The 21,771-nt window shown below is 53.2% G+C and carries 16 protein-coding genes and 2 pseudogenes; all 18 read right to left on the reverse strand.

Annotated features, from left to right (window positions below; translation table 11 throughout):
- The coding region (locus ENGE1_RS24905) for a contractile injection system protein, VgrG/Pvc8 family (RefSeq protein ID WP_255265529.1) at positions 1-448 on the reverse strand (448 nt) is incomplete at its 3' end.
- 6 nt (positions 449-454) lie between these two features.
- Positions 455-979 (reverse strand): type VI secretion system lipoprotein TssJ, encoded by a 525-nt coding sequence (gene tssJ, locus ENGE1_RS24910; RefSeq protein ID WP_048255295.1) that lies wholly within the window; start codon positions 977-979, stop codon positions 455-457.
- 34 nt (positions 980-1,013) lie between these two features.
- A complete protein-coding gene (gene tssG, locus ENGE1_RS24915) occupies positions 1,014-2,096 on the reverse strand; it encodes a type VI secretion system baseplate subunit TssG (RefSeq protein WP_048255299.1) in 1,083 nt (360 codons plus the stop codon).
- The gene (tssF, locus tag ENGE1_RS24920) at positions 2,060-3,829 is read right to left on the reverse strand and encodes a type VI secretion system baseplate subunit TssF (protein ID WP_048255301.1); all 1,770 of its coding nucleotides are present in this window, start codon (positions 3,827-3,829) and stop codon (positions 2,060-2,062) included. The genes tssG and tssF overlap by 37 nt, the downstream gene beginning before the upstream one ends.
- 33 nt (positions 3,830-3,862) lie before the next feature.
- Positions 3,863-5,478 (reverse strand): annotated as a pseudogene (gene tssA / locus ENGE1_RS24925) (type VI secretion system protein TssA).
- 64 nt (positions 5,479-5,542) lie between these two features.
- A complete protein-coding gene (locus ENGE1_RS24930) occupies positions 5,543-5,908 on the reverse strand; it encodes a hypothetical protein (protein WP_048255303.1) in 366 nt (121 codons plus the stop codon).
- A gap of 272 nt (positions 5,909-6,180) precedes the next feature.
- Positions 6,181-9,555: an ImcF-related family protein gene (locus tag ENGE1_RS24940; protein WP_048255306.1), complete on the reverse strand. Its 3,375-nt coding sequence runs from the start codon at positions 9,553-9,555 to the stop codon at positions 6,181-6,183.
- Positions 9,548-10,756: a membrane protein gene (locus tag ENGE1_RS24945; protein WP_048255309.1), complete on the reverse strand. Its 1,209-nt coding sequence runs from the start codon at positions 10,754-10,756 to the stop codon at positions 9,548-9,550. The genes ENGE1_RS24940 and ENGE1_RS24945 overlap by 8 nt, the downstream gene beginning before the upstream one ends.
- Positions 10,757-10,758: 2 nt before the next feature.
- Complete coding sequence (locus ENGE1_RS27585; RefSeq protein WP_072051361.1) at positions 10,759-11,022, reverse strand: PAAR domain-containing protein; 264 nt, start codon at positions 11,020-11,022, stop codon at positions 10,759-10,761.
- Between the two features lie 62 nt (positions 11,023-11,084).
- The gene (locus ENGE1_RS24950) at positions 11,085-11,486 is read right to left on the reverse strand and encodes a lysozyme inhibitor LprI family protein (protein WP_048255307.1); all 402 of its coding nucleotides are present in this window, start codon (positions 11,484-11,486) and stop codon (positions 11,085-11,087) included.
- 98 nt (positions 11,487-11,584) lie between these two features.
- Complete coding sequence (locus ENGE1_RS28710) at positions 11,585-12,109, reverse strand: hypothetical protein (protein WP_151206534.1); 525 nt, start codon at positions 12,107-12,109, stop codon at positions 11,585-11,587.
- 205 nt (positions 12,110-12,314) lie between these two features.
- Positions 12,315-12,978 (reverse strand): annotated as a pseudogene (locus ENGE1_RS28715) (IS3 family transposase); the annotation flags it as partial.
- 196 nt (positions 12,979-13,174) lie between these two features.
- Positions 13,175-14,005, reverse strand: coding sequence for a hypothetical protein (locus ENGE1_RS28720; protein ID WP_146144446.1), 831 nt, complete (start codon positions 14,003-14,005; stop codon positions 13,175-13,177).
- Between the two features lie 7 nt (positions 14,006-14,012).
- Positions 14,013-16,925, reverse strand: a complete 2,913-nt coding sequence (locus tag ENGE1_RS24965) for an N-acetylglucosaminidase (RefSeq protein ID WP_151206532.1) — start codon at positions 16,923-16,925, stop codon at positions 14,013-14,015.
- Positions 16,926-17,396: a DUF3828 domain-containing protein gene (locus tag ENGE1_RS24970; protein WP_048255341.1), complete on the reverse strand. Its 471-nt coding sequence runs from the start codon at positions 17,394-17,396 to the stop codon at positions 16,926-16,928.
- Positions 17,397-17,727: 331 nt separating this feature from the next.
- Positions 17,728-20,085, reverse strand: a complete 2,358-nt coding sequence (locus tag ENGE1_RS24975) for a type VI secretion system Vgr family protein (protein WP_048255343.1) — start codon at positions 20,083-20,085, stop codon at positions 17,728-17,730.
- 30 nt (positions 20,086-20,115) lie between these two features.
- A complete protein-coding gene (locus tag ENGE1_RS24980; RefSeq protein WP_048255344.1) occupies positions 20,116-20,940 on the reverse strand; it encodes a lysozyme inhibitor LprI family protein in 825 nt (274 codons plus the stop codon).
- 54 nt (positions 20,941-20,994) lie between these two features.
- Positions 20,995-21,771: AAA family ATPase (locus tag ENGE1_RS24985; RefSeq protein ID WP_073971348.1), on the reverse strand; the 777-nt coding region annotated here is incomplete at its 5' end.

Raw genomic sequence — 21,771 nt, forward strand, 5'->3', positions numbered from 1 at the left:
TTATCACCTCCCGGTCGGGGTAGGTGCGCTCAAGGCGAAACTCAAAGTCCGGCCCCTCAAAGCCGTGGTCGCGCAGCACCTGCTCCACCACCTCCGGGACCGACAGGTGCTGGAAGATGCGGCACCGTCGGGTGTGCGCCAGCAGGGCGAGGCGCGAGCTGAGCACGGTGCGCCAGCGGGTCTGGTCGGGAGAGGTGGCGAGGCGCTCCAGTCCGGTGAGGATGCCGTGCACCGCCCGGCCGTCGCGCATCTGCAGGGTGGCGTACTTCATCAGCACCTGCTCAGGCGGGATGCTGTCCTGCGCGGTGGTGAACTCAATCTCCCAGCGGAAGGGCTCGCTCAGGGCGTCGCGGCCGCGAAAGCGCAGGACGTCGGGGACCACGGAAGAGTTGTTGATGTCGAGCCGGTAGCGGCTCTGTCCACCGGGCGCCGCAAATCCATTATCCATACCTGTTTACTCCTTTACCGGGACCAGGCTGAGCCAGCCGTCGTTCAGTTCGATGACGCGGGGCTTATCCGGGTCAAGCTCCTCCCGCCCCAGCACCAGCCGCCAGCGGTTGTCCTTCATGTCCGGACGGTTAAACAGGCCGACGATGGCCACAAACTGCGCGCTCTCATCCATCGGCATATTGAGCGACACGCTGCCGCCGGGCATCACCAGCAGCTCTTTTGAGGCCAGCAGGTCCTCTTTAAGGACGTCATCAGACTTGCGCAGCAGGGACTGATAGTCCGCCGCCTCAACGCTTTTGCTGTCCTTCAGCTGCCAGACGCGCACCATGGTGGCCAGCGGCGTCTGGTCGCCGTCGGCGTTCACCGCCGCCCGGGGCGTAAAGTCCAGATGCAGCGTTTTAATTTTTTTATAAAAAATTGATTTCGTCAGGCTGACCGCGCCGTCAGAGACCGTCTGCGACAGGCCGCAGCCTGCCAGCAGACAGCAGACGGCCAGCGTCAGCGCCCGCCATCGGGAAAGTATTGCCATTCAGAAGTTCCTTTTTTGAAAAGAGAGAGACGCGTTATTCAAACCGGTAGTGGCCATCCTGCGCGGCCGGGCGGGACCGCTCCTCCAGCCCGGCGTAATAGCCCAGGCTGACCGTCAGGCTCTGGCGGTTGTTGCGCAGTTTGCCGTTCTTCAGCCCCAGCAGGCCGGTGCGCCCCAGCTGTACGCGGCGGGCGCTACCCAGCCGGGGTTCTGGCAGCAGGCTGACCGGCACGGTCAACTTCAGCCGGGCATCGCTGCGATACCCCATATAGACCCGCATCAGCACCAGAAAGTCCGTATGCAGGGCACCGCCGGGTAGCCAGCCTTCCGCCTCGACCCGATCGGTGGTGTAGAGGTCAATCCTGACCCGGCTGCAGGCTTCTCTGGCGCTTTTACCCAGCACCGGACGCTGAGAGAGCCGGACCCGATTCTCTGCGCCTAATCCGCTGCGGTTATTTACGGGGATCCGGACGGGATCCGGCTCCGTCACCGTCGTCCGGGTGTCCGGTGCCAGCAGGCTGACCAGCGCCCGGATCCCCTCAGCGTTGCGGGTGGGCAGCCGCATGGTGCCAAGGAGGGCAAGAAAACGCGACACGGGGGTGGCAACGTGCTCTGCGGTGCCGGGGATCCCCAGCCCCACCAGCCCCAGCAGACACTGCGAGGTGGCGTCCGACCCGCCCGGCTCAAAGGTAGCCGGATAGGCATATTTGCGCCAGATGCGGTAATACTGGGTGGTGATACGGTGGCTGAAGATATCGAGAAACGACGTAACGGCTTCATACCCCTCGCGACGCTGCGCAATGTCATCCAGGTAGCTGCCCGGCAGCGGCGAGTCAACGCCGTACATGCCGAGAAAGGTCGTGCGCACGGTCGGCGGACGTTCAGGATGCTCCTCATCCGTTTCAACGGCGCGTAGTTCACTGGCCGGAAACCCCATTCCCAGCCAGGGACGGAAGCGGACGGGGTCTTCTCCCGGCCGGTCGGCAGTGCCCAGCTTCGGCGCACCGGCGTTTTCCAGCTCCAGCAGTTGACAGAAGCGATAGAAGTTTGCCCGCCAGATGTCGCGGTTCAGGCGCAGCGTCAGCCCGGTACGCGCTGGCTGTGAGTCTCTTTCCATCTCAGGCGTTTCCCCGTCGGTTGCAGAACCAGCGTGAGCCGGTTGAAGAGGTGAATGTCGGCATACAGCCCGAAGAAGCGGTGCAGCATTTCGCCGAAGAGGTTGACGTCCCCCTCCCCGGCGAAGTTATCCATGTTTAGCGTGACCTCAATGTCCACGCCGCGCAGCATAAAACCCTGCTCAAAGCGGCGGATAAGGGTGTGCTTAACGGCCACAATCGCCTCCAGACGGCGGCGATTCATCTCATCGTCCGTCCAGTCATACAGCGCCAGCGTACCCCGCAGCACCTCCGGATTGTCCATCATGCTGAGGAAGTTTGAACCCAGATGGCTCATCACCCGCCAGTGAAAGCGGTCGCTGGCCGGGGGATACAGGGGCATTGTCGGCGCAGAGAGATTCAGCACCCTGACCGGTACCTTGCCTGCCTTGACCACCCGGTCAATCAGGGTGCTTTCAAGCGCCTTGCGGGGCAGCTGGCCGTTGGTGCCGGTAATGCGCATGGAGAGCGACTCCGGCTTCTCCGCCAGCTGGTCCAGTTCAAAGGCAGCCCCACCCAGAATCAGCCAGGTGTCATATAGCCCGGAGGCGCCGCGCTTCACGCGGGTGTGGTAATAGCGCTCCGGCGCGTCCTGGCGCATCATGCCGCCCCGATGGCGAAAGCTGGTAAAGGGCACATAGGGATGTTTGCCATTTTTCACCGCGCCGTGCAGATTATCCACGCTGTAGATTTCCGTATGCCCGTCCTGCAGACGCAGCGGGCGCAGCAGATACTCATTTTCCAGCGGCCTGATGGTCAGCGGATCGGCCTCAAGGGTGAAAAGGTTAATCACCGGCGCACAGTGAAGCCGGAAGTTATCGGTTTCAAAGGGCAGGTCCGGTGACCAGGCTTCAGACAGCACGATGTCCACTTCAAACCAGGTACTCGATGGCGTCAGACCAATGTTCTCCAGTCCTCTTAGCTCGACGAACATGAACTTTGGCCGGAAGCTGAAATACTCCAGCAGCAGCTGATAGCCGCTGAAGGCCGTATCCGCCCGCTTCCAGAGCCCGTCGTTATCATCAAATCCCAGCGGTTTACACCATCCGTCAAACTTCAGCCGCTCGCCGCGGGTTTGCGCATGTCGGGCATACGTGGCGTGCACGCGACGAGTCAGCGCCAGATGCAGGGCTGAGGCCACAGGGCTTTCTGCGTTGAGATAAATGGCGACCCTCTCCAGCCCGGCCTTACTCCAGTCAACCTTATCGGGGCACTCAAAGCGCAGGCGAATGGCGGAGCGGCCGTCGGTCTCCGTATGCAGGTGCGCCTGCGCCAGGCGGAGCGGCTGCAGGTTGATGTCCCGCGTGGTGCGGTACTGACAGGCCGTTTTATCCGGTCCGACCGGTCGGGAGAGCACGGAGAAGCCTTCCGCCAGCAGTTCGGCCTGACGCAGCCCGCGCCAGTCGGGCGCAAATTCCACGATGGCCAGGGAGGGAATGGTACGCATATAGTGCGGCCAGAGCAGGCTGACCAGCCCCTCCGTCAGCTCCGGCAGGTCGTCATCCAGCTTTTCGCGCAGACGCCCCATCAGAAAAGCAAACCCTTCAAACAGTCGCTCCACGTAGGGGTCACGGGCGCCGGGTTTGTCGAGGTTGAGCATTGCCGCCCTGTCCGGGTGGGCGCGGGAAAACTCTTTCCCGGCCTCGCGCAGGTAGCGCATTTCGGCTTCGTAATAGCGAAGTGTTAAATCATCCATGCAGGTAAACCCTGGTATTATCAGATAAAAATGTCAGCTACACAGCACCATCGCCCGGGATGGGTCGATGGCAATCAATCCTGCAAGCAGCGCGTCCATTTCGGGAGCGAGCCGGACTCTGTCCGTTTCGCTGCGGCTCGCCTTCATCCGCAGCAGCCTGAGACGCCGGGCCTGCACTTCGAACAGCAGTCCGGGCTCCCAGTCGCCGAGCGTTATCTGCTGTGCCTGCTGCGTCAGTTCCCCCAGCAGGTGCAGGGCCATCTCATTGCGCCCGTACTGCTCCGCCACCCGGGCCATCAGCAGGCGCAGCAGCCACCGGCTGCGCGGCGAGTCGCTGCCCGGCCGGGTCTGGAGCCAGCCCAGCGCCGCTTCCGGCCCTTCGCTGTCCCCCTTTGCCATCGCCTCTGCCTCGAGCTGGAGTACATCATCACTCTGTACATCGGTTCTCTCCGCCACCTCATCCGGAAACAGCGGCACCTCCCCGGTGATTTTTTCGGCGATCCAGCTCCTGGTGACTTCATCCGCAAAGGGCGTGCCGTCGTTCCACGACAGCTGATCCAGCCCCGGCAGGCGCATTAACAGAAAGCGTAAGTCGAGGATCACCGAATCGGACCAGCTCTCCCGGGGCTGTCCGGCACGGGAGAGCCCCTGCCAGAGATACCACTGCAAATCGAGCCAGAAATGGTTCACGCCCTCGCAGTACATCTGGCTGGCCTGTTCAGCCAGCTCAGCCCAGCTTTTCTGAATATAGAGGCGCCGGAGCTGGGCACGATACTCCGGTTTAGGAGGCGTCAGGCGGGTGCGTCCGCTGCTGTCCAGGGGAGGTATCTGATCCACCGTATCCCAGCGCACGGTTTTTATCAGCCGGTGCGAGGCCAGCCAGCCCTGCGGCTGCTCGCCCAGCCAGCGGGAGAGCAGCCGGACCTGATCGAGCAGGTCGCGTCCTGACTTAACGGCAGAGAGCTGCGGAGAGGCGCCGGACGCAGGGTTTGTTCCCGCCTCCGGCGCAGTGCTGTTCTGCGGCACCAGCGCGTCCGGCCCGCCGGAGCGGGCCAGACGCATCTCCAGAGCCGAACAGAGTCCGTCCAGGGCGGGACGCTCATCGTCAGGCCAGTCGGTCGTCATTTCACTAAGTAGGCAAAGCGCACCGGCGGTCAGCAGGGCGTCATTCCTGTCCACCTCCGGCCAGCGTGAGAGCGAGTCCAGCATCCGGGTGCTGTTCAGCCACTCAACCGCAGCCCGGCGCGCATTGGCCCGTCGCGGATGGCACGCCGGGCCGAAACGTCTGAGCATGGCAATCAGCAGCAGTAGCCCTTCCGCCAGCCCCTTCTCGCCATCCTGACCCAGACGCGCCAGGGTATACCAGGTGACCACCCGGATATCTTTGGCCGTGGTGCACAGCAGCGCCTCCGCCAGGCGGCAAAGCAGCGCCGTATCCGTGCCGGAGAGCTTGTTAATCTCCTCACGCATCAGCTGAAAGTTATCGTCATAGGCAGGATCGCCTCCCGCCTCTTCCCCGCCATCTACGGGCCGTAGCCAGTTATTCCACAGCGACAGCGCGTCCTCCGCGCGCGAGCGCGCGAGCGCGCGCGCTGCTGCTCTTCACTGCTTCGGGCACTTGCCGCCAGCAGGCTTTCCGGTGAGCTCATTGTTATTTCCGTTTATGTATAATGGGAATGCAGGAGTATCGGGTTTAACGTAAAGCGGCGCTATTTATCCCTCCGGGCATTCAGCCCCATAATCCGTCACCATGGCGTCATCTCCCACTGTGACCACATTTAGCGTCGCGCCACCGTCACGGACGTAATTGAAACTACAAAATCCCGGGAGAAATTCACGCAGCCGGAACGTATTTTTCAGATTTGTTTTTGAAACAGCTCCCGTCATTGAATAACCGTCATCTTTAATTTCATCGCCATAAATCAGCGCGCTTAACTTTCCTTTATCAAAGATCGCAACGTTGCCATTTTTTATAAAGCAGGAGCCGCTGGTTCCATCCACCCCCTGGCTAAAGAATCCGACGATAATAACGTCCCCCTGCTGAATTTCATTGATAACCCGCCATCCTTTTCCGGCCACGTATTCTCCGGCAACGGTTTGCGGTGGCTCCCCCTCGCAAAATGAAGAATCATTATCGGCTGAGATATGTTCAGGCGCAGAGGGTTATTTATCGAGTACGGCGATATGTAACCCGGGTACCGACGATGACACCTGAAGGCTGCCTGCCAGGGTGAATAATGGAAACGCGGGCATTAAAAAACCGGCAACCAGCCATTTCATTATCCGGAGAACGTACCCCCGCATTACATAACTTTTACGTTCGATGTTATCCGTCATCATCCGCTCCCCCATTACTCAATATCCTCTGCCACAGTACCCGCCGCAAAAATCCGCTCCGGCAGGCGGAATCCTTTGAGCTTCAGCAGCGCCAGCGGCCCCTCGCCCAGCTCGCTGCGCAGAATAAACTTCAGCGGGTCTCCTTCCGGCGTAGTCCACACCAGCTGGGCGCGGCTGGCATCCAGCCAGGTCACCTGCGCCTTATCCAGAAGACGAATAAAGCCCCAGTTGCCCTGATTATTTGCATACAGCTGCATACCGGTCTTCACATTGCGCCAGCTGAGCGTGACGCCCGGATAGTAAGTGTTGCCCGGCCAGACAAAACTCTGCCAGCTCTCTACCTGATTAAAATAATCCAGCTTCTGTTCGTCGAGCGTCAGCTGCACGCGCGCCACGTCCCCGGAGGGGCGCGCCATCAGTTCGAAGTGCACGCCGGCGTCCCCCTGCGAAAAAACGATATCGGCGATGTCGGCAAGCCGATTGATGGCGCGGAGAAAATCAGGATCCACCGTCATCCCCTGACTGGCGGCCGGATCCACAACCCAGTGATTACCGTCCTGATGCAGTATTCCCCCCAGATTCGTTTTCAGAAATGCCGAAATGCGGCCGGAGTCGCCGCGCAGGAACTGCGCCAGCAGCGCGAGTGAGGCATCGCCGCCCGCGGTTTTAAACGGATAGCGTCCGGCAAACGCCCTGTTCCACGGTTCGACTATCGCCGACTGCCAGCGGGCATTGAGGCTTCCGGACGCCGGGCTAAGCACCTGTCTCCAGGCCAGATCCAGCGGCTGAACAAACAGCGCCTGTCCGAAACCGTTCCACTCCTGCCCCAGGCTGGCGGCAACCAGGCTGCCGTAATCGCGGGTATCAGTCAGATCGATAGCTTTCCCCTGAAAGACGGTCTGCGCCAGCATCTGCGACATCGCCTGCGGATCGGGCGCGCTGGTCACCTGCTGAAGCTTGAGGCGGACCTGGGTGACGCGGGCAAGCCAGGACTGAAAGCTGAGGTTGCCGTTCTGTCCCGTCCCGTCCTTGCCCGCCATCAGCCCCATCAGCGGACCAAAGACGCTTTCCAGCGGCCCGCGCGGCCCCTGAGCCTGTTCGACGAACGGACGATTTTTGGGCCTTTTATTGCCAATAAGCTGCTTTGCGGAGTCCACTATCGAATCGGCCAGCGCCTCTTTTTTTTCACCGGTTTTTCCCTGCCAGGCCAGGGTGTTCATCAGCGCCACCAGCGGCGACTGCCGCACATCGGCAATCAGATTAAGCTGCGCAATCGCCTCAGAAAGCGACGATGCCTCACGCCACTGAATACTGTTCATCATCCCCAGCCAGGCATTACCAAAATCGGTGAAGTAGCGCGCTGTCAGCCTTGCTTTTAACGCTTCCGGGGAGATATCGCTGTCCGCCTGATGCGTTTTATCCGTCAGCACCCAGTCAATCTCATCCCGGCGGGTGTTAACCACTTCGTCAATTTCCTCCTGAACCTGCTCCTCCCAGGCCTGACGGGTAAACATTCCCGGCACTACCTCTTCAGAACTGAAGACTTCGGAAGCGTCCGTATCACCGATCATGTCTGACAGGGTCAGGTCCGGCCAGTTGCTGGCGATACGCCTGAGCATCTCCTGATAAAGCCCGGCTTCGGCATTACGCTGGCCAATCTGTTTGAGCAGGATCTGACGTACCGTGCTGATTAATTCGGCATCCGGATTAATTTTCCATTCCGGGTGTGCAGGGAGGTTTTGTGCATAAAAGCCCAGCAGCTTCGGCGCCATGTCCTGCCATATGCCATCGGGCACATCCTGGCGTTTCGGCCAGGCCGCCGGAACGTTTTTGGCCAGCCAGCCCGCATCCGCCTTGTCCGGACGGGCCAGCATCAGATAACTTTTAAGCGCACCGTAGGTATGCTGTGTACCCCGGGTGCGGGCATCACTGGCAGGAGGAAGCTGCACAAAAGCATTCAGCTGCTGTCGGAGATGGTCTGCGGTGGCGTCCCTCATCAGCTGTGCGTTGTTTCTCGCATACAGCGGCCAGAGTGCGGCCAGCGTATCGCTGTCCTGATTAAGACCAAAACGGGTGTACCACGGCGCGCCGGTCGCCTCACGATGCTGCAAACGGGCAATGGATTGCTGGAGTATGAGCTGGTTATGCAGGCGTTCGGCCAGTGGTTTCGCCGTATCCGCTGCCTGCCTGGCCGTCTCCTGCGCCTGATAAATCTGTCCACGATTAACGATGAGGGACAGCAGGGTACCTGCCCCCCATAAGATAATCAGGGAAAGCAGGATTAGCCTCAGCACCTTCAGCCAGTTGAAGCCCAGCACCCTGCCTCTGACGACATTACAGTCATCAATGACAGCTTTCCACGTCGGTGCGTCGGGACGCGCGTTCGGTACCGAACCGGCAACGGCCAGTTCCGGACTGAACATGACGCCACGTAAACGCAAGGCCGCAGATCCCTGCATCAGTCCGCTAAGCAACACGGTCAGACTGGCCTTCAGTTCGTGGCGCAGACGCCATGACAGCTGGAGCAGACCGTCATATGCAGTATTATTCAGTATCTGTGCCATACCGGCTTTTTGCAGGCGTTGCGCCAGTGCAGAAAACGCTTCACCCGCCTCTTTTACAGTGCCTTCCGACCCGAAAGTAATACCTGCCGGAGCCATTTCCGCATCCGGGTGAGCCCCCGTTGCTTTATCAGTCAGCCACAGCCAGACGGGAGCCTGCCAGCCAAGCAGGTGGTCTGCTTTCTGACGACAGCGTAAAAAGGCATCCCGTTCGCTATCCGTCGGGAAGGTTGAAGTATTCATCACCTGGACGATGGCATCAGCCGGGCGCCAGGAACGCAGGCGTTTCAGCTTTGAAAGGAAGATCTCATCCGGGAGTGACTGTGCGTCACCGCCATAAATCAGCACGTTGCCGTCACCTTCCTGCCAGAGGTCGTGACACAGGCCCGGGGCCGCTTTGTGAACGTCATCCTGACTGCCCATAACCAGAAGGAGTCGCACTTTATGCCTCCAGCGACGTCCATAGCGAAAGCGCAGATGTTCGGACACGGCGTCTTCGTTGAAGTCAGGATTATCGGCATCTTCTTCACTGGAAATGGCGTTCATCGCCGGAGCGACACTTTCAGCCTTTTTCTGCCCCCAGTGGAAATACAGCCCGGATTTACCGGCAAAGTCGAAAAACTTCTCTATCAGCCAGCCGAGTAAAAACATCACGGCAACCAGTATGGCGCAGAACGCAAGTATGCGTTGGCCGCCATAGGGCCCGATGCCGGTGGCCGAGGCCACCTTTTCCGGAAAGGCATAAAGAAGAAATACCACGATGACCGTCAGAAAAAAAGCGACCATCACAACAGAGCCGATGAGTGTTTTAACTTTTACCTTAGACATTCTTAGGCGATTCCTTGCGTACTTCTTCTTTGGTGATGATGGCGACCCATATGTCGTCTTTGTCAGCGGCGGGCTGCGCGGCAATAACCTGCGGCCCGCGTTGTTTCACTTCAGCATTGGCAAGCGTAATAGCCAGCCATGGAGCCGCATGGCCCGTATATCCCAGTACCGGGTCAATACTGAAATTATCCTCAGAAAGGCTAAATTCCACCCCGCTCTCCTCGCAGGCATTATTCCAGCCACCGCCCGACATCAATGCAGGGCCGGAGATCCAGCTTCCTCTGAGTTCATCAGGCCCGGTCTTTGCCCAGAGCAGCGCCCGATTGAGTGTCTTCGTGAGCGTTGTTTCTGTTCCTCTTTCCGGGCGATGGAGGAGGAGCGCATCCGGCCAGGCGAGAGCTTTGCGGTTGCTCAATACCACCATCGAGACGGTATCAGCATCTTCTTCCCGGGGAGACGCCGGTAGCGACAGCGTGATGGCAACCAGAATGCCCGGCTGCTCCCATCGCTTGTCCAGCCAGGTATCAAACGCGCCCAGCCCTTTTCCGGCCATCAGGCGAAATATTCTGCCCGTCTTCTGCGAGAGGGCGGTCTTAAGCTGCTCGTCAATCAGGGGATACAGGTCGTTATCACAGTCCAGCACCAGCCAGCACGGCAGCGCTGGCGGCAGCGGCTGAAGTATCCCCTCTACACGCGTGGTCAGCTTAGTCACAGCCGCGTTTAGAGCATTCGTTAAATCTGTCTGATATTCAGGTAATGCCGCGTATCTGACCGGTTTGTCACATCCTCTTGGGCAGGAAAAGTCGATTGCAGGGGCAGAGAATTTCATTGCCTCCAGCAGGTCATCAGGTTTATTTCCGGCCGGAGCCTGGATGTGCGTACCGAGGATCCAGGCGCAGCGCTGACCGCGCAGAATTTCACTGTTTATGAGAGCTTCCCGTTCGACATTACGCGACTCAGCGCCGACCTGTTCAGCTTTATAGGCAATCCGACGTAAACTAAAAAGAAGGCCCCAGGTGCAAAATGGAAGACCCAGAGCGGTGAACCAGAAGATAAATCCTGTACGTTCTGACGCCCAGCATCCTATCGTGAGTGCAGTGCCCCCCAGCATGACAAATGCCAGGAAAAGCAACCAGCGACGGGTGCCGGGACGCGCTGTCTTAGGCGCCTTTTCCGGAATGGCATCCAGCCAGACAGGCATAATCAGGCAACCTTTGCTGCGGCAAATGAACTGATCAACGTGCAGCCACAGGCGCATTTATGGCCGTGAAATGCAACCGGAATACCATGATCGAGGTAATCAGGATTACCTTCTACGATGGTTGTCGGGCCATGCCCCGAAACCGGACAGGACACTTTGTCGCCTTTGCGGGCAACGCCGATACCGCCGAACTTCATCGTTTCAGAAGCGGTCAGTACTGAACCACCGTGGGTGGTTCTATCGCCTTTGCGGATAATTTGAAACATTAATAAATACCTCTATCATTTAATAATTATCATTAGATTAAAGTAACCATCCACCTGATTTATTATTCCTGAATCTGTTCAAGAAAATCATTTAGCTCATTCACTCTTGAAATATTCATATCCATTCGGCATACGCTGTACATGGGCGTGCCGATTATAAACCCCTGAACATCACACCAGTTCTCACGTAATGCAAGCCAGCTTTTTTGCGCTAATTCAAAACTCTTAGCTACCTCAGGAAGGTCTCGTGATTCTATGATTTTAAATATTTTCTGATAAGTTATATTCATATCCTTTTTGGCAGCTGAGGATGCCAGTTCGGCGCACCCCATAACGACAGAGTTGTTTATTTCGTCATTTTCCTTTCTACATTCAGATTCGATTGTGGAATAGTTCTGTAATGCAGCATAAGAAGAAAGAGGAGATACTATCAGAAACAGTATTAATTTTTTTATCAAGTTCATACTTAAAACCACTCCAGATGAGTCTATAAAATGGATCACAAAACAGTTTTATAATTTCATTAATAATAGTTTTCAATCGGCAGCTATAACCATTGAGGTTATTTCTGCTTCGTTAATTTGTTGCCTTTAAATATCCATACCTCAATTTTTTTGGGGTCATTGATATCTCGAATATCAATTTTAACTTTATCTCTATCGTTGTTAACCACTACTTCTCCCATACAATAGTCTATCGGATTGTGTGCTTGTATTTTATTTTCTAAATCCATAGAGATAACTCTGATTGCACCGGCCTCGCAAGCATTCCCCATAACAGAATCCTGAAAAATCCAGACTCCCGTCCAGGTGTCAGTCAGAAGAGAGTAAGATGTCAAATAGGAAGAGGTTTCATACTTACAACCATGCTTTGAAATAACTTTACCATTAAAAGATATTTCACATTGATCACCATTCTTTGTTGAATTTACCACGGGAAAATCGGGACTATTTGCCATACTATACATAGGTAAAAAAGCAATTATTAATGACACATATTTTCGCATATTAACCTCAATATTGAGCACAGTTGGCAGGCTCGTGGTTTCAGCCTTGAGCCCAAACCCGACAAAATCATACTGTGTCAAAAAATTCGACTCACGCTGTCCTTATATCAAATGACATTCTAAAAACACTTTAACTTTATTGAAGCCCGCACTTAATAATCTCAACGTTAAATTGACATCCAAAGATAAGAATATTATATTTTAGATCCAGTGTATTATAAAGATCATGCTCTGAATTGATTATTCGGCCTCATATTCCTCACCATTCCATCGTAAAATGTATTCAGGACCACAGGTCAATCACCACGGTAAGATACAGACAGTCCTTGTCGGTGCGAATATAGGTGATGTCCTGCCCCCACTTCTGATTTGGTGCGCTGGCGGTGAAATCCTGCTTCAGCAGATTATCGAATACCGGCAGATTATGAGGCTTATAGCTCACCGGACTGAACTTCCGTTCGGCTCAGGCCCTCAGTCCCTGTCGTTTCAAGCTGGCTGCCACCGTTTTGATGTTGTACGCCAGCCCCTTTTCGCGCAGCTCATCAGTAATGCGTGGCTGTTTTGCCTGATGAAAGGCCTGACTGACTGCCACATCGCACTGCTGGCGAAATTGCTGACGCGGGCTCAACTTCGCGCGACGGTTACGCCAGGCATACCAGCCGCTGCGGGACACGCACAGTAACCGGCACATGGCTTTGATGCTGAACTCAGCCTGATGTTTTTCGATGAAGACATACTTCATTTCAGGCGCTTCGCGAAGTATGTCGCGGCCTTTTGGAGAATAGCCAGCTCCTCAGCCTGCTGCGCCAGGCATAAAGTTGAGACTCATAAATGCTGAGTTCGCGGGCAGCAGCAACGCCGATTCGCTCAGTAAGCTTCAGGGCTTCGCTGCGGTATTCAGGTGAATACTGTTTTCGTGGCTTCTTACTTACGGTTGCTGATTGAGTCATGTGAGTCACCTCTGTCTGAGAGTTTACTCACTTAGTCACGTGTCCACTATTAGTGGGTAAGATCAGGTGTACAGGTATTTGATCGAATGAATTACCTACAAATAGCAACAATGATAAGCACAGGATGAAATTGAGATGCTTCATTAATAGGTACAGGTATGTATCGATTGACATAAACAATTAGTTGCCTACCCTATTATTCTGGGATTGATGATATTTCAATGGATGTTATTACATCATTCTCTAAGTTAAAGGTTAAAGACATTTTTCCAAGGTTATATATGATTTTTGAATTTGATTCAAAACCTTTGATATTGATATATTTATTTATAATATCGTCTTTTCTGTCACCTACCTTGATGTTGCGAATGGTATGGTATTTTGGGGTAGTTAAAGTTATATCGGAGATTATATAGGCATCATCAATGGACCATAGCCTTTCATTGTAATTTACGTTTGATGAGATTACGTTAAAATCCTTGTAGGTATGTGAGTAAAATTTATCTAATCCCCCAAAGTCATTTGGAAAGTCACCAATATATGCTGAAGACAGTTCATGATTCTTTGATAATGATAAAGTATTTGAGAATGAATTACCTAAACCAAACCAGTCTTCATTGCTTACAACTATGAAATCAGAAATGTTAATATTATTTTTTTTCGGCGATGCTATTATTGGGTTTAATTCTTCTAATTCGGAACTATTTACCCATCCCTTTACTTCATTACCTTTTACCGTGAAGTAATTCACATAGGTAAAACCTTCATGAATTTTATATGCATATAGATAATCTCCAGCAATTACAAATTTATCATGCTGTATGCACGATGAATCAGGAGCAGTATGGAAATATACTTTGTTATTAACTGCGACTACAAATGGGTGAGCGGGTATGTTGCTCTGTCCATTCAAGGTCTCATTTGTAACAACCTCTTGAAGTTGTTCACAAGTGGGAACACTACCTGTCACGATGAGTGGGGTAAATAAAATTATGAATAAAATTGATTTTAATGATGTGAATTTCATCCGTCCCTCACTTTTTATAAACTGGAATATCTAGTGGTAGTGTCACATCAGGAAATAAATCACATTCCCGTTTCAATGATTTTGATTGTGCAAGTGCCCAATTTGCTGCTGTTGCATATTGGTGTGTACCTGGTTTTTCAGGGTTCCACCTCATTTTATAAAGAGTGTTTTGCCTAGCCTTAATGTAATGGTTTGCAATCCATGCAGCCCCCCCATCAATCGCTTTTTCTGGAGTCGTCCAACCCATTTTTTTTGCCATCTTAGAGCCTGTTACCACAGCATTACCATCTAAGGCACCGATTCCGTACATATTATAAACTTTCACACCATCAACCATAATTCCGGTTCCAAGGGGGCTTGTCCCATTGCCAGTCTCCAGTGAAGCATGTACAGCAAGATATATTGCATTAACACCATAGGACTCGGCTGCATTGAGAAATGTTTTCTCATGCCCTTTTAAAATCCCTTTTGTTTTTAGATAGTTACTCATTTGAATGTCTGAGACATTGACTTGCATAGATATGTCTAAATACTGGAAGATATCTGGTTCAGACATATGTTTTACTGGGTCAAAATAAGGGCGGGTTTCTTCTTTTGTGATCCTTGGGAATCCTCGTCCCTTTTGCATAGTTGGACCACCATTATTGCCAAGCTTAATTTGTATATCTAAGGCATCTTCTGTAGTGATGTTATAGTTTGAGTATTTGTACGAAAAACGACCACTACGCTTCATCATTCCAAGAAACATTATTGGATGCATATGCCACAATGAAGGCCCTAGCTTCTCGGTTGTTACATCCCGCATCCATACCATCTTATCAAGAAAATCTTCGCTGTATTTCTTCCATTCCGGAGCATCTCTCTTAAGCGCATTCAGGAACGGTTGCCATATAGCATCGTCTTTTTTGAAGTACCAGTCACTGGGATGCTTTACGATTGTTTTCTGGATGACGTCACGATAGTCAGGATTATGAAGCGCTCTCCAGTATTCCATTGGAGAGTAACGATCGCTTCCACTGTCAATTTTATCCAGCAGTCGCTGATAATTATACTTCACCAGGGCATGACTGGTTCGCGTATCACCCGTCGCAGCCTCGTAGAGGGAGTTGATAAGGCTTCGGAAGAATCCAACAGGCTGGTTTTTTCCATCCAGGTAATCAAAGCTGACAGGCTCTGCGGTTTCTGTCCTGAAACCCAGCTTTGCCAGATCATATTGTGACAAGAGCTGAGGCTCCGCCTGACCTTTGGGCACGTAGGCATTTTCTGGCCGCAGTTGCCAGTATTCCTGTTTTGTTGCTTTATCAGTTTCAGTAGTGACCTTAATCAGCGGTAAAATGCCTGTCCGCGCGGTCGACGTCCCACCCTTTGAGAAGGTGCCTTTCGCGACATCTTTTGTGTACAGAGCAAGGCCAGGATAATACTTCAGCCAGATTGGATTTTTCTCCCCCACTTTTTCCGGGTTGGTCAGAAATTTTTCCAGATTCTCATCCATGCTGGTACATTCAATATGCACCTGATATCTCGCCTCATATCCCCCATCCTTCGGTGCCTGATAGTAGCCCATGTGTCCAACAGCATCACCGGCCTTAATAGCAAACGGTGAACTGAGGCTTACCGTTTTATCAAATACTATGACTTCCTTTGCGGGAGGAAGCAAATGTCGCCACCAGCCTGGACCGGCCCCCGGTGCTGACTTAATATTGTTGTTATCCACAACAACCCAATAGCGCTGCCCTAATGTGAGAGTACTGCTGGTATCTTCTGGTAAACCTTTAAGCGTTACAAGACCATATTTTCGCTTGTTATTTCCTGTTGAATTAAGATTGCTGTCTGCCTGGTTCCACTCCACTCTTGCCCCTTTAGGCATGTGCCCGGCAATTTGTGGAGAAGTTTTTTCTGAAGTAAGTTTTGCCGTCAGCCAGTCCATTTCAGAATATGCTCTTAGTGTATCCTGAATGACCCACTGATTTTCTGCATCGGCCTCATAAGCTAAATATGGTGCAAGATGCATATACAGGGTATAAAAATGCAGTCCGCTGGACGCTTTCTCACCGGGTTGAATATAGTGTTTTATCAGGACAAATGACCCCGAAAAACTCAGTGGACCGGATTCCCATGCAAGCGTCAAATAATCCTTACAGACACGATAAGCAACGACCTCCCCATCTGCCATGCAACGTATAGCCTGCTCGCCTTTAAAAGCAACCGGGAAATCGAATGCCTCCAGAGGCGCTTTGCCACTGAGAGCACACCAAGGGGTCGTTGCATGTGTGATATGTATCCCGCCATGCCACATTCCGCTACGGCCAATCGCGTACTGTCCAGTTGACTCCCCCGCCAAATGGGCGAGGATATCTTCCAGGTTACTAAATTCCGTTCCACGGTTATTAGAGGGTATCGGCCAGACAATGTTGATCTTCCCTTTTGAGGTTTCAGGAGAGCTTTTGGTTGCACTATTGTTGTCTGAATAACGGTACAGTTTGTAGGCTATATTATTGTCACGATACACCTGAGCAGGATAGAATCCCCTTTCCTGGACAAAATCAGACACCCAGTGCATACCATTAAACATTGCCATATGACCATGCACATGATGTGGTGCTGCCTGGATTACAACAACATCCCCCCCTTGCTGACCCGAAATTGTGAATACACCTCCACTACGTATTATTGTGGCGTTATCCACTACTTTAAAGTTATTTTCAAGCAGCCATGGACCATAATTTTTTGCTGATTCAATTCCTGAGTTTTTTACCGATGCCCCGCCAGCAATCAATGATTTTTTAACATAACGGGCACATTTTGACTCTCCATATTTAAGTTTTTTATCTATACCATTTTTGAAATTTTCAGCATTAACTCTTGCCCTGGCCAGAGCCTGATCGTTCAAAACACTAATTGCAGATTTTATGTCCAGCATTTATTCTTCCCCCTCTGCTTGTCGAGGGCAATAAATACTGCTTTTAGATATTGGCTTAACAGAATCCATTAACCACTCACCTTTTTCTTTAGCCAGGTTAATGGCATATAAGGACACACCCTTACCATATCCTAACCTTAGATTCACCTGCGCGATATAATCATTCTCTGAAACGGTTTCCACATTAATGCTGTCTTTCCATTCTTCACATATATCCTGGGCATCTACAAAATAATCCGCACCCGATTCATCATTATCCCGCAACGTTCTCAGATTTTCTGTTGTATATTCAAAAATGGCTTTTTGGGTTTGTTCATCAGCTAATTTCACATCAGGCAACTCAGAGGCAACCAGGTAATCATGATAAAATGCCGCGACAACTTGCGTAGGTGTTAAACTGTTATTCGCTGAAGCTAATGCCATATCAGACATGCAGAAAACGCAGCAAGCAAAAATGATTCTTTTCAACATAAAAACCTCTTCATAAACACATTGGTGTTTTATGGGTAATCGGCATAAGAACTTTACAAAGAAACCACGTTTTCATTGCTCCATTACGTTAGTTAGCTTCCAATTGCTATCAATCATTTTCAGCAAAACGCTAAGTTCAACTTTAGCTTCTGAATCATCACAAAAAAACTTTAACTGATGAATCCCCGCTCAAATATGACTTATAAAAATCGCACACGATGCTTTCTGAACTTGTTTGCCCGGACGCCAGTGTGAAATTCGATAAACAAAGCAAAAATGAAAACAAAAATACATTACGCACATGAGTAATTAATGGCTTCATCATCAACCCTTAGTCATTAAAAGACTTACTGCTGATTTTATTTTCCTGCGTGATATCCGTCATGCTGAAATTTGGCGCTTCGTTGGGGAGATTTGCACCCGAACCAGGTACCAGATAGTCAGACGCCTTCACAATGAACTCACCTGATGAACCATGCTCAATACCGTTCTTATTCAGCCTCAAGTAAGACCCGCCACCATTCAGCGTCAGAGTTTCCGGCGTACTGATGATGATTTCATCCTCGCTGCTGGTCACCGTAATCTGCTGCTTCGCAAACAGGGCCATCGTGTTGTGCTGAGCCTGGATTTCAATGTCCCCCTGGTTGGCGACCAGTTTAGCCCCTTCTTTATGCACAAACAGCCCCATCGCCTTCTCCACCGCCACCGACAGATTCTTCATCGCCCCCACGTCAAGATGCTGCCCGGCGTTAATCATCGTGTTTTCGGTACTGCTGAGCTGGAGATGCTCTCCGGAGGTGAAGGCCACACCCTGCGGGGCACTGCCCAGTATCACCGCCGACTGCAGATTTTTCAGCCGGTCACTGATGAGGTTGAGCTGAGTGCCAATATCCGACACCAGCGCCCCGGCAGCCTCCGCCGCTCCGTCCAAGGCCTGCATCTGGCTGTTAGCCTGATTAATCAGACCCACCGCCGGGTCCATCTCCAGCACCAGACCCTGCGCCTTCGGCTGCTGGTCGGCGGTCAGGAAAATTCCCTTCGCCGCCCGTACGGCGCCCCACTCGTCGGTACGCAGCTCAAAGCCGGCGCCGCGCTGCTCCCGCTGCGCATTAACCAGGTGCCCCATATTGAGCTGGCTTTTACCGTACTCTGTAGCGAGCTTGATATGCTCCTCCTGGCGCTTATCCTCCAGCCTGAGCTTGTTATTGGCGGGCGTGCGCAGCACGTTGCGGGTGTGGTTATCACGGGTAACGTGGTCGGGATGTTCAGAGTCGTGCTGCGCATGAGCGATATAGGGCCGGTCCGGGTCGCCAGCGTCAAAGGCCACCGACACCTCCGTGCCGTCAAGCAGCGGGGCGTGCCAGCCGTAGGTATCTCCGGCGTAGGGCTTCGCCAGCCGCAGCCACAGGTAGCCGTAGCCCTGCTCCGTACCGGTACGGTCAAAGTCCAGCCGCACCCGGTAGCGGCCGTGTTCGTCCAGCCAGGCGTAGGTGTCGCCTTTCTGCGTACTCTCAACCCGGGCGGGCAGGGTGCCGCTGATGACCGGGCGGTTCAGCAGGGCCGGACGGTAACAGAGGGTTTCGCTGTAGGGAATGCCCTCCAGAGCAAGATGAAAGCCGCTTTTGCGCGAGCCGCCGCTGCGAATGCCTGTGATGACGATACCGTCCCGTATGCCGTCCGGCAGGGCAGTGTCCGTCTCCAGCACCTGTCCAGGCACCAGCGTAGGCAGGGAGGACCGGCCGCGTACCGTCAACTGGCCGTTCAGCAGCCGCTCGTGGCGCAGGCGGGCAAAGAAGGCCCCGGACTCCGTATCGTCAGCGGCACCGGCGGTGAGGAATGGCTCACCGTAGTGGTAAACCTCGCCGATGGTAATCCCTTCCGGGCCCGGAAGGCTCTCCGTGCTGTCCTGAGGCATCAGGGCCTGGCGGTAGTTGTAGTCGCGGGTGGCGACGCTCTGTGTCACTACCCGGTAATCTGTCCGTATTCCCCAGAGGCTTTCCTGGCCGCTGTCGCTGGTTCCGGAGGGATTGCGCAGCGGCAGCGTCGTCCCGAACTGATACTGCGCCTGCGAATCCTGGAAAATAATCACGTCGTGCTCAAGACGGTTGTCCATCTCAAAGCGCCAGAAAATGCCCACCTCCGCCAGCAGGCGCTGAATGAACTGCAAATCCGTCTCCCGCCACTGGGTGATCAGCTCCCGGTCCGGGTACTCGCGGGAGAGACGAAATTCGAAGTCCGGCCCCTCGAGGCCATGCCTGCGCAATACCTTCTCCACCACCTCGGTGACCGACTGGTTCAGGTAAATTTCGCTGCTGCGGGTGTGGGCCAACAGCGCAATGCGCGGTACCAGGCGCAGGGCGTAGCGGGTCTCATCCCGCGAGGTAGAGAGGCGGCGAAAAGACGCCACCATGCCGTACACCGTACGCAGCGGTACGGCGGGCACCCCGGTGAACAGCGGCGTCTGAAAGGTGAAAGACCCAGGTTTATTGAGCAGGGCCCGGCAGTCGATATCCGCCGCCGGGCAGGTTACCTCAACGTCATACTGCCAGGGCTGGCTGAGGGACTCGCGAGCGTCAAAGCGCAGCACGTCCAGGTAGTGTGGGCAGTCGTGGACCTCCATACGGTAGCGGGACTGACCGGATAATTGTATGCCTATACTTTGTGCCTGATTATAAATCGAATCACCCATTTCAATGGTCCTTCCAGACAAAATTAAATCTTATTGATTATCGCCACCAAGAAATGAAATTCTCTCACGTGTCATTTGAGTCTGACATTTTAGAGTTTCAACTCTTTGCTTAACCGGTATTATTTCCGACGTAGCATCACTAATTTTCCCACATTTTATCGCTTTCTCTTTTATCCATGCATTCTGAGATGCCTTCATGGACGCTCTTACAGAATCTGGCATTGACTTCCATAAATTATTTAACACAGCATTCTCCTCTCTGTATTCAGAAAGAGCCATTTCCACCTTCTTGGTGCTATTTTCCATGATTATTTCAGACTTATTCACCGACATCACCACGATCTTATAGAGATAATTAGATGCCTGATCTCTCATGGCATCAGACACAGATATATCTTTTTTATTATCAGCCAGCTTAATATTATAAGTATAATCTTTCCATACAATAGCGTTATTATGAAGAGTTGCTGCGTCAGACGTAATTGAATAGATTTCGTTTGGAACCTCCCTGACAACATCAAGAGTTTCTGTCGGCAGTTGAATCGATAACTTTGCTTTACATTGCATTTGTGTCGCAGATGTATTTTCGACAGTTGAAACCTCAGCCAGTGAAATTTCAATAGAATTTTCTTTATCCAGATAAGTTTTCAATGGCTTGTTATACAAAAAGTCAGCCCCTGTAAGTGATGCACTTTGCAAACGCCCGCCAGTGGCATCCTTGATATATTGACGTACAGCACTGATAGCATCGTCCCTGCCACATTTAAAGTCATCTGCAGAGCTAAACAACCCGGCCTGCGCGTTCAATGAACATACTGAAAGAAAAGCAATTGAAGAGAGTTTTAAAATACGCATATAATTCCTTAGTTAATTTATATAAGTGGTAATAAAAAATACATTTCATAGACATTAATTATTCAGCTCAATAATAATTCCCTCTTCCTCGCTCCAGCCCAGGGTCAGCGCCTTCGGCTTCTGCCCCGCCGCCATGTGCGCCAGCAGCTGCCGGCTCAGCGCCGGCAGTATCTGCTGACTGAGCAGGCTGTCGATGTTGCGCGCTCCGGTGTCCGGCAGCAGGCAGGCCGCCGTCAGGGTGTCGTACAGCCCCGCGTCGATATCCGTCGTCAGCCCGTAGTGGCGGCGCAGCCGCTGGCTGACCTGCGCAAGCTTCATCTCCACGATGGCGCGCATCGCCGCCTCATTCAGCGGCCGGTAGATTACGGTCTGGAACCGCGCCAGCAGCGCCGGCTGGAAGTGGTGGCGCAGGACGGGCCTCAGCAGCGCCTGCAGCTCGCCGTCCGCGGCGTCGGGCCGTTCGCTGAGCAGGTCCATTATCGCGTCGCTGCCGAGGTTGGCGGTCATCAGGATGACCGTGTTCCTGAAGTCAATCTCCCGCCCCTCGCCGTCGCGCATGAAGCCCCGGTCAAACACCTGGTAGAACAGGTTCATCACGTCCCGGTGCGCCTTCTCCACCTCGTCCAGCAGCACGATGCTGTACGGACGCTTGCGCACCGCCTCGGTGAGCACCCCGCCCTGGCCGTAGCCCACGTACCCCGGCGGGGAGCCCTTCAGCTGGCTCACCGTGTGCGGCTCCTGGTACTCCGACAGGTTGATGGTGATGAGCGACCTCTCCCCGCCGTACAGCGCGTCCGCCAGCGCCAGCGCCGTTTCGGTCTTGCCGGTCCC

The sequence above is a fragment of the Pluralibacter gergoviae ATCC 33028 = NBRC 105706 genome (assembly GCF_001598855.1).
Lineage (GTDB): Bacteria > Pseudomonadota > Gammaproteobacteria > Enterobacterales > Enterobacteriaceae > Pluralibacter > Pluralibacter gergoviae.

Excerpts from the sequence above, each read along its gene's own strand:
- ENGE1_RS24975 (WP_048255343.1), bottom strand. The coding sequence starts at position 20,085 with ATGGGTGATTCGATTTATAATCAGGCACAAAGTATAGGCATACAATTA.
- ENGE1_RS24980 (WP_048255344.1), bottom strand. The coding sequence starts at position 20,940 with ATGCGTATTTTAAAACTCTCTTCAATTGCTTTTCTTTCAGTATGTTCA.
- ENGE1_RS24940 (WP_048255306.1), bottom strand. The coding sequence starts at position 9,555 with ATGTCTAAGGTAAAAGTTAAAACACTCATCGGCTCTGTTGTGATGGTC.
- tssF (WP_048255301.1), bottom strand. The coding sequence starts at position 3,829 with ATGGATGATTTAACACTTCGCTATTACGAAGCCGAAATGCGCTACCTG.
- ENGE1_RS28720 (WP_146144446.1), bottom strand. The coding sequence starts at position 14,005 with ATGAAATTCACATCATTAAAATCAATTTTATTCATAATTTTATTTACC.
- ENGE1_RS27585 (WP_072051361.1), bottom strand. The coding sequence starts at position 11,022 with ATGTTTCAAATTATCCGCAAAGGCGATAGAACCACCCACGGTGGTTCA.
- ENGE1_RS24945 (WP_048255309.1), bottom strand. The coding sequence starts at position 10,756 with ATGCCTGTCTGGCTGGATGCCATTCCGGAAAAGGCGCCTAAGACAGCG.
- tssJ (WP_048255295.1), bottom strand. The coding sequence starts at position 979 with ATGGCAATACTTTCCCGATGGCGGGCGCTGACGCTGGCCGTCTGCTGT.
- ENGE1_RS24965 (WP_151206532.1), bottom strand. The coding sequence starts at position 16,925 with ATGCTGGACATAAAATCTGCAATTAGTGTTTTGAACGATCAGGCTCTG.
- tssG (WP_048255299.1), bottom strand. The coding sequence starts at position 2,096 with ATGGAAAGAGACTCACAGCCAGCGCGTACCGGGCTGACGCTGCGCCTG.
- ENGE1_RS24970 (WP_048255341.1), bottom strand. The coding sequence starts at position 17,396 with ATGTTGAAAAGAATCATTTTTGCTTGCTGCGTTTTCTGCATGTCTGAT.
- ENGE1_RS24950 (WP_048255307.1), bottom strand. The coding sequence starts at position 11,486 with ATGAACTTGATAAAAAAATTAATACTGTTTCTGATAGTATCTCCTCTT.